At 70.6% G+C, this 15,536-nt stretch carries 11 protein-coding genes; 6 read left to right on the top strand and 5 right to left on the bottom strand.

Going from position 1 to position 15,536, the window contains the following annotated elements:
- Nucleotides 1-4: 4 nt before the first annotated feature.
- A complete protein-coding gene (gene moaA, locus ACSQ2H_RS20475; RefSeq protein WP_436063207.1) occupies nt 5-1,039 on the bottom strand; it encodes a GTP 3',8-cyclase MoaA in 1,035 nt (344 codons plus the stop codon).
- Between the two features lie 29 nt (nt 1,040-1,068).
- Here moaA and ACSQ2H_RS20470 point away from each other — a divergent pair, with 29 nt between their 5' ends.
- Entirely contained in the window at nt 1,069-1,677 is a 609-nt protein-coding gene (locus ACSQ2H_RS20470; RefSeq protein WP_436063206.1) for a nucleotidyltransferase family protein, read from the top strand.
- Between the two features lie 267 nt (nt 1,678-1,944).
- The gene (locus ACSQ2H_RS20465; RefSeq protein WP_436063205.1) at nt 1,945-5,187 is read left to right on the top strand and encodes an autotransporter outer membrane beta-barrel domain-containing protein; all 3,243 of its coding nucleotides are present in this window, start codon (nt 1,945-1,947) and stop codon (nt 5,185-5,187) included.
- A 60-nt stretch (nt 5,188-5,247) separates the two neighbouring features.
- Here the strand turns inward: ACSQ2H_RS20465 and ACSQ2H_RS20460 are convergent, their stop codons facing one another.
- Nucleotides 5,248-7,431, bottom strand: a complete 2,184-nt coding sequence (locus ACSQ2H_RS20460) for a molybdopterin cofactor-binding domain-containing protein (protein WP_436063204.1) — start codon at nt 7,429-7,431, stop codon at nt 5,248-5,250.
- A 14-nt stretch (nt 7,432-7,445) separates the two neighbouring features.
- The gene (locus ACSQ2H_RS20455; RefSeq protein WP_436063203.1) at nt 7,446-7,934 is read right to left on the bottom strand and encodes a (2Fe-2S)-binding protein; all 489 of its coding nucleotides are present in this window, start codon (nt 7,932-7,934) and stop codon (nt 7,446-7,448) included.
- A 121-nt stretch (nt 7,935-8,055) separates the two neighbouring features.
- On the opposite strand from ACSQ2H_RS20455, the gene ACSQ2H_RS20450 reads away from it, so the two are divergent.
- From ACSQ2H_RS20450 to ACSQ2H_RS20435, 4 genes are all read left to right on the top strand, one after another.
- Nucleotides 8,056-8,367 (top strand): MliC family protein, encoded by a 312-nt coding sequence (locus tag ACSQ2H_RS20450; protein ID WP_436063202.1) that lies wholly within the window; start codon nt 8,056-8,058, stop codon nt 8,365-8,367.
- Nucleotides 8,367-9,260 (top strand): precorrin-2 dehydrogenase/sirohydrochlorin ferrochelatase family protein, encoded by an 894-nt coding sequence (locus ACSQ2H_RS20445; protein WP_436063201.1) that lies wholly within the window; start codon nt 8,367-8,369, stop codon nt 9,258-9,260. The genes ACSQ2H_RS20450 and ACSQ2H_RS20445 overlap by 1 nt, the downstream gene beginning before the upstream one ends.
- The gene (gene modB, locus ACSQ2H_RS20440) at nt 9,257-9,955 is read left to right on the top strand and encodes a molybdate ABC transporter permease subunit (protein WP_436063200.1); all 699 of its coding nucleotides are present in this window, start codon (nt 9,257-9,259) and stop codon (nt 9,953-9,955) included. Before ACSQ2H_RS20445 ends, modB begins: the two co-directional genes overlap by 4 nt.
- Nucleotides 9,956-10,022: 67 nt before the next feature.
- The gene (locus tag ACSQ2H_RS20435; RefSeq protein WP_436063199.1) at nt 10,023-11,018 is read left to right on the top strand and encodes a phosphotransferase; all 996 of its coding nucleotides are present in this window, start codon (nt 10,023-10,025) and stop codon (nt 11,016-11,018) included.
- A 17-nt stretch (nt 11,019-11,035) separates the two neighbouring features.
- Here the strand turns inward: ACSQ2H_RS20435 and ACSQ2H_RS20430 are convergent, their stop codons facing one another.
- A complete protein-coding gene (locus tag ACSQ2H_RS20430) occupies nt 11,036-12,703 on the bottom strand; it encodes an MFS transporter (protein WP_436063198.1) in 1,668 nt (555 codons plus the stop codon).
- Nucleotides 12,704-12,779: 76 nt separating this feature from the next.
- Entirely contained in the window at nt 12,780-15,476 is a 2,697-nt protein-coding gene (locus ACSQ2H_RS20425; protein ID WP_436063197.1) for a PAS domain S-box protein, read from the bottom strand.
- Nucleotides 15,477-15,536 lie beyond the last annotated feature (60 nt).

Raw genomic sequence — 15,536 nt, 5'->3', positions numbered from 1 at the left:
GACTTCAGCCCCCGGTCGTCGACATGTGGCGGGCCACAGCCGGGGCGGCGGCGCGTGCGATCTGGAAGTCGTGGCCCTGCGGCTTGGCGTCGACCGCCAGCCGGATGGCGTCCACCAGGCCGGCGTCGTCGGTCCCGGCGCGGATCACGGCGCGCAGGTCGCTGGCGTCCTCGCGGCCCAGGCAGGTGTGCAGGGTGCCGGTGCAGGTCAGCCGCACGCGGTTGCAGCTCTCGCAGAAATTATGGCTGAGCGGGGTGATGAACCCCAGCCGACCGCCGGTCTCTTCGACCCGGACATAGCGGGCCGGGCCGCCGGTGCGGTGGGCGATCTCGTTCAGGGTCCAGAAGCTCTCCAGCCCGCGGCGGACGTCCTTCAGCGACAGAAACTGATCGGTGCGGTCGACCTCGATCTCGCCCAGCGGCATGGCCTCGATCAACGTCATGTCGCAGCCGCGGGCGTGGGCCCAGGCGATCAGGTCGGGCAGCTCGCCGGCGTTGTCGTCCTTCAGCGCCACGGCGTTGATCTTGACCGACAGGCCGGCGGCCAGGGCGGCGTCGATGCCGGCGACGACCTTAGGCAGCTGGCCGCCGCGGGTCAGGACCCGGAACTTGGCTGGATCGAGGGTGTCCATCGAGACGTTGACCCGCCGCACGCCCAGCCGCGCCAGGTCGGCGGCGAATTCCTCGAGCCGCGTGCCGTTGGTGGTCAGGGTCAGCTCGTCCAGCGCCCCCGACTTCAGGTGCCGCGACAGGTTCTCGAACAGGCCCATGACGCCCTTGCGCACCAGCGGCTCGCCGCCGGTGATGCGCAGCTTGCGCGTGCCCAGCGCCACGAAGGCCGAGGCGATGCGGTCCAGTTCTTCCAGCGTCAGCACCTCGGCCTTCGGCAGGAAGGTCATGTGCTCGGACATGCAGTAGACACAGCGCAGGTCGCAGCGGTCCGTGACCGAGACGCGCAGATAGCTCACCGTGCGTCCGAAGCCGTCGATCAACGGCTGGACGCGGGCCTCTTGCGGTGGTGCGGCGTCATAGGGCGTCATGCTGCCCATAAGATAGAGGGGAACACGGTTTGGCGACAGAGGCGCCTGAATTCGAGGCTGTGGTTCTGGCGGCCGGCGCGGGCCGCCGGTTTGGCGGCGGCAAGCTGCTCGCGCCATGGGCAGGCGGCGCCCTTTTGGACGGCGCCCTCGCCGCCGCCTTCGCCGCGCCCGTCCGGCGCGTGATCGTGGTCACCGGAACGGCAGCAGCCGAGGTGGAGGCCGTGGTCCGCGCCTTCGCCGGGCGAACGGGCGCGACCGATCGCCTGCTGGTGGTCCATGCGGACGACCACGAGGAGGGCATGGGCGCGTCGCTGCGCCGGGCCGCGGCCGAACTGCCCGCCGATTGTGCAGGCGCGTTTGTTTTCCTGGGCGACATGCCGCGCGTGCCGCATGCGGTGCTGGAAGGCCTGGCGCGGGCGGTTCGCGCCGGCGCGCCGGCCGCCGCTCCGGTGTTCGAGGGTCAGCGCGGTCATCCGGCTCTGATCGGGCCGGCTCTGTTGCCGCGGCTGTTGACCCTGCATGGCGACGCTGGGGCGCGGGCGATCCTCAAGGACCTCGGCGAGGCCTTGGCGCTGGTGGCGGCGCCCGACGACGGGGTGCTGTTCGACGTCGACGAGCGCGGCGACCTGCCGCACTAGGCGCCTATTTTTCAATCAAACTTCATTAAACAAGTTCAGTCAGAAACCCTCAACCGCGATCCATCCGGGCCAGCAGAAGCGCGCCCACGCGGATAGTTGAATGAAGAAATCAGCGGTCTGGCCGAGCGCCGCCGCCAAGGGGTCTGGGGCTTAGTCTTGTTCAGTTCGAGTGTTGAGCGTGCGGCCGTCGCCGCGCGGGAAGTGTCGTGCGGCCTGCGTTCTGGCCGGAGTACAAATCGACGGTGGTCGCGCCTGGCGCTGATCGCCATGGCCGGAACGGCGCTGAGTTCGCCGGTGTGGGCGACGCCCGTGGGCGGCCCGCTGATCCTCAGCGGCAAGTACATCAAGGTCGGCCTGAATGAGATCGGCGGCACGCTCGGCTACAACAACAGCACCTCGCCCGGCATTCTCTACGACGGGACGGGCACGGGCACGTTCAATCCGAGCTACGACTACCTGACGCCGGGGACGGCTTACGAGGGCTTCTCGCTGCAAGGCAGCGCCGCCTCGGCCTTCTCGTTCCACAACAACAACTCGCAGCTCAGCTCAGTCGGGATCGCAGGCGGCGTCCTGACCTCCTACAACGGCGTGGCCTACGACGGAGCGACCTACGATCAGCGCGCGGTGTGGTCGGCCACCGCCGTCGAAGGCGGGGTGAACCTGTTCACCATCAGCCACGACTACTACTTCAACGACGCCGGTCAGCAGCTCAACATCGTCACGACCATCGAGGCGCTGACGGATCTCACGGGCCTGACCTTCGGCCGGTTCACCGATCCGGACGCAAAGGCCGCGACCGGCGACAGCACCCAGACCACGAACATCCAAGGCTCCGGAAGCGTTGCCGCCAGCGACCTGGTCTATGCCGAGGCGCTGGCTTCGAAGTACGTGATCGGCCTCTACTCCAACGACTCGGTCACCCACAATTCGGGCGTGAGCGGCTACCCGTGGAGCTCCGATCCGCTGTTCTACCTATCGGGCGTGAACGACGGGAACGGTGACTATACGATCGGTCTCGGCTTCGACATCGGCGACCTGCTGAGCGGCGGGAAGGTCACCTTCAAGTACCAGTACATCTTCGGCACCGACATCGCCGCGGCGATCGGCGCCAATGGCGGCGGCGGTGGCGGCGGCCTGCTGCCGGACATCGGCGTGGGCGGCACGTTCACGCCCGAGGACATCCTGGGCGGCAAGGTCAATCCGGTGTTCGACGGCGGCACGCTGAACCTCGGCGCCTCGACCTCGATCAACAACGCCTTCACGATCCGCGAGGCGGGCGGCACGATCAACACTGCGGGCCATGATCTGACGATCAGCGGCGGGATGAGCGGGGCCGGCGCCCTGACCAAGACCGGCGAGGGCGTGCTGATCCTGACCGGCGCCAACAACCAGAACGGCCTCAACGTCCAGGGCGGCACGGTCGCCTTCAACAGCGGCGGGTCGCTGAGCTCGGGCCTGGTCACGCTGAGCGGCGGCGGTTCATTGCGCTCGGAGCGCGATTCGAGCGTCGGTCAGACCCTGCAGATCGAAGCTGGCCAGCAGGGCGGCTTCAACACCGGCGGACACAACGTGGTGCTGTCGGGGAACATCAACGGCGGCGGCGGCCTGATCAAGACGGGCGAGGGCTCGCTGATCCTGACCGGCGCCAACAGCCACGGCTCGCTCGACATCCAGGGCGGCTCGGTGGTGGCCGGTTCGGCCGGCGCGCTCGGCGCGGCGGGCGGCCAGATCACCCTGGGAACCGGTTCGAGCCTGGTCGCGGGCTCGGGCCTGACCATCACTCAGCAGCTTAACGTCCAGGGCGAGAACGCCCGCTTCGACACCGCCGGCAACGACGTCGCCATGAACGGCGTGATCAGCGGCCAGAACTGCCTCATCAAGGCCGGAACCGGCCGCCTCAGCCTCAACGCCGCCGGATCCAACGCCATCGGCGCCTGCGTCCAGGAAGGTCAGCTGGCGTTCAACAACGTCTTCGCCGGCCAGGTCTGGGTCGACCAGAGCGGCACGATGAGCGGCTCGGGCCGGGTCAACGGCGATGTCGAGGTCGACGGGACCTTGTCGCCCGGCAACTCGCCCGGCGTGCTGGTGGTCGCCGGCAGCGTCGTGCAGGCGGCAGGTTCGACTCTGGCGCTCGACATCGACGGTCCGACCGCCGGCAACGGCGCGGGCCATCACGACCAACTGGTGCTGAGCGGCGCGGGCAGCGTCTACACGGCCGGCGGCACGATCGCCCCGATCACCCGCGGCATCACCGGGTCGGCGACCAACACCTACACCCCGCAGATCGGCGACAGCTTCCAGGTGGTCAGCGCCGAGGGCGGCGTCACCGGCTCGTTCACGGCCATCACCCAGCCCACCGAGGGCCTGGCCCCCGACTCGCGCTTCGACGTGCTCTATCTGCCCAAGGCGGTGGTGCTGGCGGTGACCCCGAACAGCTATGCGACCCTGGCGGCGCGCGCCGGCAAGCAGAACGCCCAGGCCGTGGGCGCGGCGGTCGACGCCGCTCGCCTGGCTCCGGGCCAGCGCGACGCCGGCCTGGCCGGGGGCCTTGTCGGCCTCAAGCAGCCGCAACTGCTCGACGCTCTGCAACAGGCGTCCGGCGAAATCCACGCCGACGGCATGGAAGCGGTGCTGGCGTCCAGCCGCGCCACCCGCACCGAGGTCACCGACCGTCTGGAGACGGCGTTCGGCGCCCGCAAGGTCTGGGGCGTGGCCGGGGCCGACACCTGGGAGATCGACGCCGATCACGTCGCCAACGGCTATCGCACTGATCGCGCCTCGCTGATCTTCGGCTTCGACCAGCCGCTGTCGGACGACCTGCTGATCGGCGCTGCGGTCAGCTACGCCCAGACCGAGGTCGACGGCCGCGGCATGGGCACGGCCCGCACCAACAGCTACCAGCTGCACGGCTACGGCGCCTGGCGCTCGGGCGAGACCTACGTCAACGGCGTCGTGGCCGCCGGCCTCGACGACTACAAGCTGACCCGCTCGGTGACCCTGGCCAACGGCGCGCGCGCCTATCTGGGCAAGGCGGACGGGACTTCGCTGTCGGCCGACGTCGAGGCGGGGCGCCGCTTCGCCATGGGCCGCGCCGACCTGGTGCTGGCCGCCGGCCTGGCCGCCGACCGCGCCGAACGTGACGCCGTCAGCGAAGAGGGCGAGACCACCGGCGCCCTGCGTTTCGCCAGCGAAACCCGCACGGCCGTCCAGGGCCGCGTCGGCGGCCGGATCAGCACCGAGACCCAGGCCGGCGCGATCAAGCTGCGTCCGCTGGCCTCGCTGTTCGTGACCCAGGAGTTCGGCGACGACGCCACGGTGCTCGGCGCGCGTATGGGCCAAAGCAACTTCGATGTCGCGGCGGCCTCGACCGGCGAGACGGCGGTGAAGCTGTCGACCCAGCTCGACGCGGCGATCAGCGACCGCACCCGCGTCAGCCTCGGTTACCGCTATGGCTGGACCGACGCCTCGGACAGCCACGCGATCCGCGCGGCGGCGTCCTTCACCTGGTGATGAACCGCAGCGTTTTTCCTCCCCTGCTTTTGCGGGGGAGGGGGGAGGAAAGGAACTAGCCTACGCCTTGACGAACGGCTGGCTCAGCGTCGGCTGGCCCGTGAGGGTCAGCAGGGCGTTGGCCACCGCCGGGCCGATCACCGGGGTGCCCGGCTCGCCGACCCCGCTCGGCGCATTGCCGGACGGGACGATGTAGGTCTCGACCGTCGGGGCCTCGGAATTTCGCAGCACGCGGTAGCTGTCGAAGTTGCCCTGCTCGACCACGCCGTCCTTCAGGGTGATCTGGCCGAACAACGCCGCCGACAGCCCGTAGCAGGTGCCGCCTTCCATCTGGGCGGCGATCTGGTCGGGCGAGATCGCCGTGCCGCAGTCGATGGCGGTGACCACGCGGCCGACCTTCGGCGCGCCGCCGTCCAGCTTCACTTCCGTCACCTGCGCGACCACCGAGCCGAAGCTCTCGTGCACGGCCACGCCGCGGGTCCAGCCCGCCGGCGCCGGGGTCGTCCACCCGGCCTTCTCGGCCGCCAGGTTCAGCACCGCCAGATGCCGATTGGCCCCGGCCTTGGTGTAGAGCGCGCGGCGATACTCGACCGGATCCTTGCCGGCCTTCCTGGCCAGCTGGTCGATGGTGTGCTCCATCACATAGGCCGTATGGGTCGCGCCCACCGAACGCCACCACAGCACCGGCACGCCCGAGTCCGGCTGGATCAGCTGCGCATCGACGATCGGCGTCGCCTTGAGATAGGGCGAGCCCAGCGTGCCTTCGACCGCGGTCTCGTCCAGCTTGGGCTGGCCCATGGGCGAGCCCTTCATCAGGGTCTGGGTGACCACCCGCTGGCGCCAGCTGGCCGGATAGCCGTCCTTGTCGAGCGTCACGCGCACCGTGTGGTGGGCGATGGGCCGGAAGTAGCCGGCGGCCATGTCGTCCTCGCGGGTCCAGACCAGCTTCACCGGCCGGTCCTTGCCGACCTTCTTGGCGATCTCGACGCACTCGGCGACGTAGTCGGACTGGAAGTTGGCGCGGCGCCCGAACGAACCGCCGGCGAACAGCGTCTCGATCTCCACCGCGCCGGGCAGCATGGTCATGATCTTGGCGGTGTTGAGCTGGTCGATGGTCGGGATCTGCGAGCCGAAGGTCAGCTTGGCCTTGCCGCCGCCGACCTGGGCCACGCAGTTCATCGGCTCCATGGTCGCATGGGCCAGGAACGGGAAGTCGTAGGCCGCCTCGAACGCCTCGCCCTTGACCGTGGCGATGTCGCCCTTGCTTTCGAAGGCCTGCCACTTCTCCTTGTCGGCCGGCTGGGCCTTGCCCGAGGCGAGGTCCTTGTAGCGGGCCAGGATCGCGTCGGAGGAGCGCTTCTCCGCCTCGTCCTCGTTCCAGGTGACCTTCAGCGCCTCGCGGCCCTGCTTGGCGGCCCAGGTGGTGTCGGCCACCACGGCCACGCCGCTGGGGATCTGGTAGACCTCGACCACGCCGGGGACCTTCTTGGCCTCGGCGGCGTCGAACGAGGCGACCTTGGCCCCGAACTTCGGCGCATGCGCGACCATGGCGATCAGCATGTTCGGCAGCTGGACGTCCTGGGTGAACCTGGCCGTGCCGTCCGACTTGGCCTGGGCGTCCTTGCGGCGCACGCGGTCGGTGCCGATCAGGGTGAAGGTCTTGGGATCCTTCAGCGTCGGAGTGGCGGGCGGCGTCGCCTTGGCGGCGTCGGCGACCAGTTCGCCGAAGCCGGCGCTCTTGCCGGAGGCGTGGGTCAGGACGCCGTCCTTCACCGCGATCTCGCCGGCCGGTACGCTCCACTTGTTGGCGGCGGCCTCGACGAACATCGCGCGCGCCGAGGCGCCGGCCTTGCGCAGCTGGTCCCAGGAGTTCGAGATCGCCGACGAACCGCCGGTGCCCTGCACGCCCATGCCGGTGTTGGCGTAGACCTTGGCGATGGCCGGGGCCTGCTCGACGCGGACCTTGGCCCAGTCGGCGTCCAGCTCCTCGGCGACGATAGCCGCCAGGCCGGCGTGGTTCCCTTGCCCGAATTCGATGTGCTTGGAGACCACGGTGACCACGCCGTCGGGCGCGATCTTGATGAAGGGGCCGAAGGCGCCGAAGTCCTCCTTGGCGCCGATCGACAGGATGTCGCCGGGCGAGCAGGCGCCGACCACCAGGGCGCCGCCGACCAGGCTGGCGCCGATCACCACGTCGCGGCGGGTGGCGCTGGCGATCGTCTTCTTGTTCACAGGAGCGTTCATCGGTGCGTCTCCCCTCAGGCCTTGGCCGGCGCCGGCGCGGCGGCCGGGGCGGGCGCGGGCATGGCCGCGGCGTCCTTGATGGCCGCGCGGACCCGCTGATAGGTCCCGCAGCGACAGATGTTGCCGTCCATCGCCGCGTCGATGTCGGCGTCGGTCGGCTTGGCGTTGGCGCCCAGCAGGGCGGCGGCCGACATGATCTGGCCCGACTGGCAGTAGCCGCATTGCGGCACGTCGTGCTTGACCCAGGCCTGCTGCAGCGGGTGCTGACCGCCCAGGCCTTCGATGGTGGTGATCTTGCTGGCGGCGACCGCTTCGATCGGGGTCACGCACGAGCGGACCGCCTGGCCGTCGACCATCACCGTGCAGGCGCCGCATTGGGCGACGCCGCAGCCGAACTTCGTGCCGGTCAGTTGCAGCTCGTCGCGGAGCACCCAGAGCAGCGGGGTGTCGGGCGCGGCCTTGACGGCCAGGGGCTTGCCGTTGACGTCCAGAGTCATGGCCATGGGTATCCCTCCCGCGATGTGAGCGTTCGCTCATCCTAACGGCGTTCAGCCTCGCCGGTAAAGTGGCTGCGTTCGGGACCGACCGCGGCTAGGCTGTGCGCCTGACAGTCAGGGGACCTGGATGGCGAAGGTGATGTTGGCGATCGGCGCGGCGCTGGTCCTGGCCGGTTGCGCCAGCACGGCCCCGATGGACGCGACCGACGCGCCGCAGACCTACGCCTGCGCCGGCGGCCGCACCTTCACCGCCGCCTACGACCTGGCCGGCGACAAGGCGATCGTCCGTGCCGGCGACCGCACCTTCCGCCTGGCGCACGTGCGCTCGGCTTCGGGCGCCAAATACGCCGCCGGCGGGGTCGAGCTCTCGAGCAAGGGCGAGGCGGCGTCGCTCACGGGCGTCCCGGGCGCGGCCTACCGCGACTGCAAGACCGGCTGATGGACGCCTTTCCCGCCTTCTTTCCGCTCAGCGGCCGCACGGTGGTGATCGCCGGCTCGGGGGAGCCGGCCCAGGCCAAGCTGCGCCTGCTGGAGGGCTCGCCGGCCCGCATCGTCCACCTGCAGGGCGCCGACGCGGCCGATCCGGCGGCCTATGCCGGGGCCGCGCTCGCCTTCGTGGCCAGCGCCGACGACGCGTTCGCGCAAGCCGCCGCCGCCGCCGCCCGCGCCGCCCACGTGCCGGTCAATGTCGTCGACCGCCCGCAGCTCTGCGACTTCACCACCCCGGCGGTGATCGACCGCGGCGAGGTCGTGGCCGCCATCGGAACCGGCGGCGCCTCGCCGATGCTGGCCACCATGCTGCGCGCCGACATCGAGCAGCGCGTGCCCGAAGGCGCCGGCCGGGTCGCGGCGTTGTTCCGCCAGCTGCAGGACGAGGTCCGCGCCGCCCTGCCGCAGCTGCACGAGCGCCGGACCTTCCTGCGCGAGGCGCTGGCCGGTCCCGCCGCCGAGGCCGCCATGGCCGGCGACATGGACGGCGCGGCCAGGCTGCTGCGCGAGGCCCTGGCCCGCGGCGTCGCCGCCCAGGGCCGCGTGCGGATCGTGGTCGCGGGCGGCCCGGTCGACCTGCTGACCCTGCGCGCGGTGCGGGCGCTGGCCGCCGCCGACGTGCTGGCCGCTGATCATGACGCCGACCCGGCGGTGCTGTCGCTGGCGCGCCGCGACGCCGAGCGGCTGGCGCCGGACGAGGCGAGCGCCGAGCGTCTCGCCGAACTGACCCGCGCCGGGCGGGTGATCGCCTGGGTGACGACCGCCGCGCCCGGCCGCGCGCGGCTGGCGGCGCTGGAAGCGGCCGGCGTGGCGGTCGAGATCCTGCCGACGGCGGCGCCGTGAGCCAACTGACGCCCGAAGACTTCGCCGCGGTGATGCTGTCGCTGAGGGTGGCCGGCGCGGCGACGCTCGTCGCCCTGCCGATCGCGGTGCTGGTGGCGCTGGCCCAGGCCCGCGGCCGCTTCGCCATGCGGGTGGTGCTCGACGCCGCCGTCACCCTGCCGCTGGTGCTGCCGCCGGTGGCGACGGGCTATGTGCTGCTGTTGCTGTTCGGCCGCCGTGGGGCGTTCGGCCAGGCGCTCGAGAAGATCGGGATCGTCTTCGCCTTCGACTGGACCGGGGCGGCGCTGGCCGCCGGGGTCATGGCCTTTCCGCTGATGGTGCGTCCAATCCGGCTGGCCATCGAGGCGGTCGACCGCGAGGTGGACGAGGTGGCCCGCACCCTGGGGGCCGGCCGTCTGATCCGCTTCTTCCGCATCACCCTGCCGCTGGCGCTGCCGGGCGTGGCGGCGGGCGCGATCCTCGGCTTCGCCAAGGCGCTGGGCGAATTCGGCGCGACCATCACCTTTGTCGCCGCGATCCCCGGCGAGACCCTGACCCTGCCGGCGGCGATCTACGGCGCGACCCAGTCGCCGGGAGACGAGGCGCGGGCCGCGGCGCTCTGCCTGGTCGCCGCCGCGATCGCGGTCGCCGCGGTGCTGGTCTCCGACGCCGTCAGCCGCTGGGCCGCGCGTGCGGCCCGCGGGGATCGGGAATAATTACCCGGGTAATATTGACCTAGATTTATATCCGGGTAAAAGCGGCCTCCCAATCGGAGGACGCGCCATGGCGCTCGACTTTTCCCCTACGGTGCGCGCCGCCGTCGCCCGTGGCCTGACCGCAGCCTTCGGCGTCGCCGAACCGGACTCCGTCGTCGCGCTCGGCGGCGGGCTCTCGGGGGCGGGCGTGTTCCGCATCCGGGTCGGCGGCATCGCCTACCTGCTGCGGCTGGACCAGGCGCGCGACGGCTTTCGCGACCCGGACCGAGCCTATGCCTGCATGCGCATCGCCGCGGCCGGACTGCTGGCCCCGCGGGTCCGCTACGCCGACGCCGACGACGGCGTGGCGATCATGGACTTCATCGAGGAGCGGCCGCTGTCGCTCGAGTATCGCGGCACGCCCGACCAACTGGTGGTCGAGGCCGCCCAGAGCGTCCGCGCCCTGCATGCCGGCCCGCCGTTCCCGCCCCTGGTCGACTATCTCGACGGGATCGACGCCCTGGTCGCCCAGTTCCAGGCCCGCGGCCTGGTGGCGCCGGCCGCCATGGCCGAGCTGCTCGACCGCTATGGGAATCTGCGCGCGCGCTACCGCACCGACCCGGCCGACCTGGTCGCCAGCCACAACGACCTCAACCCGCGCAACATCCTCTATGACGGATCGCGCCTGTGGCTGGTGGACTGGGAGTCGGCGTTCCTGGCCGACCGCTACGTCGACCTGTCGTGCATCGCCAATCTCTTCGCCCGCACGCCAGCCCAGGAAGATCTGCTGCTGGCCACCTACTTCGGGGCGGCCGACGAGACCCGCCGGGCGCGGCTGCAGGTCATGCGGCAGGTGAACCACCTGTTCTACGGGCTGGTGATGGCCAGCGCCGTCGGCGACCCGCCGCAGGCGCGCGACCTCAGCGGTCGTTCACTGGCGCAGCTGCACGAGGCGCTGTCGCTGGGCGAGCCGGTGCTGGACACCGAGGCGGGCCGCTTCGCCTACGTGAAGGCGCGGCTGGCGGCGGCGCTCGAGGGGCTGCGCGCGCCGCAGCTCGAAGCGGCCCTGGCGGTGATCGCCTGACGCCGCCGCGCTGACCCCTACTGATCCAGCGACCGGCCGCGGGTCTCGGGCAGCAGCAGCAGGCAGACCACGACCGAGATCAGGGTGAAGACGAACGGATACCAGAGCCCGGCATAGACGTGGCCGGTCGCCGCCACGATCGCGAAGGCCGTGAACGGGGTGAAGCCGCCGACCCAGCCGGTGCCGATGTGATAGGGCAGGGACATGGTGGTGTAGCGGATGCGGGTCGGGAACAGCTCGACCAGGCAGGCGGCGATCGGGCCATAGAGCGCGGTGGCGGCGATCACGAACACCAGCAGCACCAGGAACGCGCCCGGCAGGTTCATTCGCTCGGGGTCGGCTTCCGACGGATAGCCAGCGTAGGCCAGGGCGGACTTGATCTCGCCCTCGACCTTGGCCTTGGCGGCCTTGGCGGTGTTGCCGACCAGGCCGGCGGCGCTGGCCGAGTGCACGGTGGTCGAGCCGATCCGCACCATCGCCGGGGCGCCCGCCGCGCCGACCTCGTTGTCGTAGGAGACGCCGGCCCCCGACAGCACGCTCTTGGCGATGTCGCAGGACGAGAGGAACGCGGCCTTGCCGACCGGGTCGAACTGCAGCGAGCAGTCGTTGGGATCGGCCACCACCACGACCGGCGTGCGGGCCTGGGCCTCCGACAGCGCCGGGTTCAGCGTCTGGGTCAGCATGTGGAAGCCGGGAAAGTAGGCGATCAGCATCAGGACCATGCCGAACAACATCACCGGCTTGCGGCCGATCTTGTCCGACAGCCAGCCGAAGAAGACGTAGCCGACGGCGCTGACCGCGGTCGCCGACAGCATGAGGAGGTTGATGGTCTCAGGCGGGACCTTCAGGAACCGCTCCATGAAGGTCTGCACGTAGAAGAAGGCCGTGTACCAGACCGCCCCTTGGGCGAACATCACCGCCACCAGGGCCAGCAGCACGATCTTCAGGTTCCGCCACTGGCCGAAGGCTTCGGCGAACGGCGCCTTGGAGGCGCTTCCCTCGGCTTTCATCTTGGCGAAAGCCGGGCTCTCCGACAGCTTCAGCCGCATCCAGATCGAGATCGCCAGCAGGCCGGCCGAAACGAGGAACGGGATCCGCCAGCCCCATTGATCGAAGGCCTCGGGACCGAAATAGCGCCCGACCACGACGCGGGTGATCAGGATCACCATCAGGGCGCCGAACAGGCCGAGCGCGGCGGAGGTCTGCACCCAGCCGGTGGCCCAGCCGCGGCCCTCGGCCGGCGCGTGCTCGGCGACATAGATCGCCGCTCCGCCGTACTCGCCGCCGAGCGCGAAGCCCTGGACGATCCGCATCAGCACCAGCAGCGCCGGGGCCAGCAATCCGACCTGGGCGTAGGTCGGCAGCAGGCCGATGGCGAAGGTCGCCGCGCCCATCAGCACGACGGTGACCAGGAACGCGCCCTTGCGCCCGGCCTTGTCGCCGATCCGTCCGAACACCAGCGCGCCCAGCGGCCGGAACAGGAAGCCGGCCCCGAACAGGGCCAGGGCGGCGATGTAGCCGGCGGTCTCCGGCAGGCCGGAGAAGAAGGTCTTGGAGATGACGTGGGTCAGGCTGCCGAAGACGAAGAAGTCGTACCACTCGAAGGCGGTCCCCGCCGACGAGGCGGCCACTACGGTGCGTAGCGACGCAGGCTTCTTGCCTGCTTCCACGGCGACGTCCGCCATTCCCTGGTCTCCCCCGAAACTGACCAAGGTCTAACTCGGAGAACGCCGATGTGGGAAGGGGCGCCGCGCCCCGGGGTCAGGCCACCGCTGCAGCTTCGTCGGGCGCCTGGTCGTCCGCCCGTTCGGCCAGCCGCGCGATCTCGCTCAGCAGGGCGGCGGGCGAGATCGGCTTGCCGACCACCCCGTCCATGCCGGCCTCCAGGTAGGCGGCACGTTGGTGCGCCAGGACGTTGGCGGTGAGCGCGACGATCGGCGTGGCCGCGACAGACCCGCCGATCGCGCGGATGCGTCGGGCCGCCTCCAAACCGTCGATGCCCGGCATCTGCACGTCCATCAGGATCAGGTCGAAGGCGCCGCGGCCGGCCGCCTCCACCCCCAGATAGCCGTCGGCGGCGGTCTCGACATCGGCGCCGAGCTTTTCGAGCAGCTTGGTGGCGATCATGCGGTTGGTCGGGTTGTCCTCGACCACCAGCACCCGCAGGCCGTTCAGCCAGTCGTCGGCGGTCTCCTCGGCGGCGACCGCAGCCTCGGACGGAGCGGCCGAGACCTCCAGCCAGAACACCGAGCCGACGCCTTCGGTCGAGGCGAAGCCGACGCCGCCGCCCATCATCTGGGCCAGCTTCTGGGTGATCGACAGGCCCAGGCCCGAACCGCCGAACTTGCGGGTCGTCGAGGCGTCGCCCTGGTCGAAGCGCTGGAAGATCCGCGGCTGCACGGCTTCGGGAATGCCGACGCCGGTGTCGGCGATCTCGAGCCGCAGCATCTGGGTCACAGGTCCGGGCCGCAGGCAGGCGCGGATCGTCACCTGGCCCTTCAGCGTGAATTTCACGGCGTTGCCGACCAGGTTGAACAGCGCCTGGCGCAGCCGCACCGGATCGGACACCACCCAGCCCACGGCCGGATCGACGTCGACGACCAGCTTCAGGTGCTTGGCCTCGGCCTGCGGCCGCAGCAGCCGTGCAACGCCCTCGATCAGGGCGCGCGGCTCGACCGCCTCGGGCGCCATCTCCAGCCGCCCGGCCTCGATCTTGGAGAAGTCGATGACGTCGTTGAGCAGTTCGGCCAGCATCTGGCCGCAGGACAGCGCCTCCTCCAGCATCCGCCGGCCCTCTTCGGAGAGGGTCTCGGACTTCAGCAGGTGCAGCACGCCCATCACGCCGTTCATCGGCGTGCGGATCTCGTGGCTCATATTGGCCAGGAACGCGGCCTTGGCCTCGCCCGCCGCCTGGGCGGCGCGCTGGGCGGCGATGAGGTCCAGTTCCTGGCGCTTGCGCTGGTCGAAGTCCTGCACCAGGCCCACGCCCTTCAGCCAGCGTCCTTGGCGGTCGGTCGACAGGTGATGGAAGACGCGGATCCAGCGTTCCTCGCCGCCGGGGCCGATGGCGCGCGCCTCGAACGCCTCGCCCGGCGCGCGCTCGCCGTCGCGGATGTCGCGGAACGACTGGCGCACATGGTCCAGGTCGTCGGGGTGAAAGCGCGGGAACTGCAGGTTCTGGGCGTCTTCGTAGCCCCGGATGTCCTTGCCCAGCATCCGCTCGAATTCCGGGCTCGCCCAGAAGGTCTTCTGGACGTGGTCGATCTCGTAGACGCCGGCGTCGGCGGCGGTGAGGGCGAGCTTCAGGCGTCGGGCGTTGACCTCGGCCTCGCGGCGCGCCTGGGTGAGCGGGGTGACGTCGTCGATGTAGCAGACCACGCCCTGCACCCGGCCCTTGGCGTCGCGCCAGGGGCGCGCCTGCCAGCGCACCCAGCGGCGCACGTCCTCGATGTCGTTGATCCGGTCCTCGTTGCGGGCGACCACCTCGCCGTCCAGGGCGCGCTGCATGGCGCTGAGCAGCCGCTTGGGCGCGCGCGGGAAGGTCTGGGCCAGGGTCAGGCCGATCTGTTCCTTGTCCTGGCGGGTGAACATCTGCCGCCAGGCGCCGCTCATCACCAGATAGCGCAGCCGCCGGTCGAACATCGCCACGGCGAAGGGCGCGCCTTCCACCAGCTGCAGCATCTGCTGCTGGCCGCGCACGGCGCCGTCGCGGGCCTGCACCAGCTCGGTGATGTCCTGCATGACGCCGCGCAGGGCGTACTCGCCGCCGGGCCGCGCCTCGGTGCGGAAGGTGTTGCGCCAGTGCGACCAGCCGCCGGTCTTGTCCTTCAGCCGGTGCTCGAGCGATCCGGCCTTGCCGTAGAGGATGCCCTCCATGACCGCCGTGCGGACGACGAGCGCGTCGTCGGGGTGCAACACGGCTCCGACCTTTTCGATGTCGTCGATCTCGTCGTCGCGGTAGCCGGTCAGGTTGAGGATGTCCTGCGACCACTCGATGCGGTCGTTGTCCGGTTCATAGGACCAGGTGCCGATGCCGGCCGCCTGCGACAGCAGCTGTCCGGTGCGCTCGGCGGCGACCAGGCGGGCGTCCAGCTCGCGCTCGCGGGTGGCGTTGCGGACCACCCCGATCATCTCGCCGTCTGGGAGCAGTTGGGCGCGGCCTTCGAACCAGCGCCAGCTGCCGTCCTTGGCGCGGATGCGCGAGGCGTGGTCGCTGAAGCCCTGGTCCTTCAGGCGCCGCAGGTGCGCCTCGATGCTGGCTTCCTCGCCCGGATGAATGAAGTCACGAGCGTACTGGCCGACGACCTCGGCCTCGGTCCAGCCGGTCTCCCGCTCGAAGGTCGGGTTGACCAGCTTGAACCGCTTGTCCGCGCCGATGACGAACATCACCTCGCGGCTGTTCTCGAACAGCCACTCGACGATCGCCTTCGATTCCTGCGGTGTCCGCCCTGCGGCCATCGCCCCCGTCCCCTTGTTCGGGAGGATGATGTAACGCGGGTCGGTAAACGTAACGTTTGG

Origin of the sequence: Phenylobacterium sp. LjRoot97, from assembly GCF_964254345.1 — a bacterium.
GTDB lineage: Bacteria > Pseudomonadota > Alphaproteobacteria > Caulobacterales > Caulobacteraceae > Phenylobacterium.
The sequence above is the reverse complement of the archived record's forward strand: the minus strand, read 5'-3'. Positions and strand labels throughout refer to the sequence as shown.

Bases quoted from the DNA above. Each gene is read 5' to 3' on its own strand.
- moaA (WP_436063207.1), bottom strand. From the start codon at position 1,039: ATGACGCCCTATGACGCCGCACCACCGCAAGAGGCCCGCGTCCAGCCG.
- ACSQ2H_RS20465 (WP_436063205.1), top strand. From the start codon at position 1,945: ATGGCCGGAACGGCGCTGAGTTCGCCGGTGTGGGCGACGCCCGTGGGC.
- ACSQ2H_RS20460 (WP_436063204.1), bottom strand. From the start codon at position 7,431: ATGAACGCTCCTGTGAACAAGAAGACGATCGCCAGCGCCACCCGCCGC.
- ACSQ2H_RS20455 (WP_436063203.1), bottom strand. From the start codon at position 7,934: ATGGCCATGACTCTGGACGTCAACGGCAAGCCCCTGGCCGTCAAGGCC.
- ACSQ2H_RS20450 (WP_436063202.1), top strand. From the start codon at position 8,056: ATGGCGAAGGTGATGTTGGCGATCGGCGCGGCGCTGGTCCTGGCCGGT.
- ACSQ2H_RS20445 (WP_436063201.1), top strand. From the start codon at position 8,367: ATGGACGCCTTTCCCGCCTTCTTTCCGCTCAGCGGCCGCACGGTGGTG.
- ACSQ2H_RS20435 (WP_436063199.1), top strand. From the start codon at position 10,023: ATGGCGCTCGACTTTTCCCCTACGGTGCGCGCCGCCGTCGCCCGTGGC.
- ACSQ2H_RS20430 (WP_436063198.1), bottom strand. From the start codon at position 12,703: ATGGCGGACGTCGCCGTGGAAGCAGGCAAGAAGCCTGCGTCGCTACGC.
- ACSQ2H_RS20425 (WP_436063197.1), bottom strand. From the start codon at position 15,476: ATGGCCGCAGGGCGGACACCGCAGGAATCGAAGGCGATCGTCGAGTGG.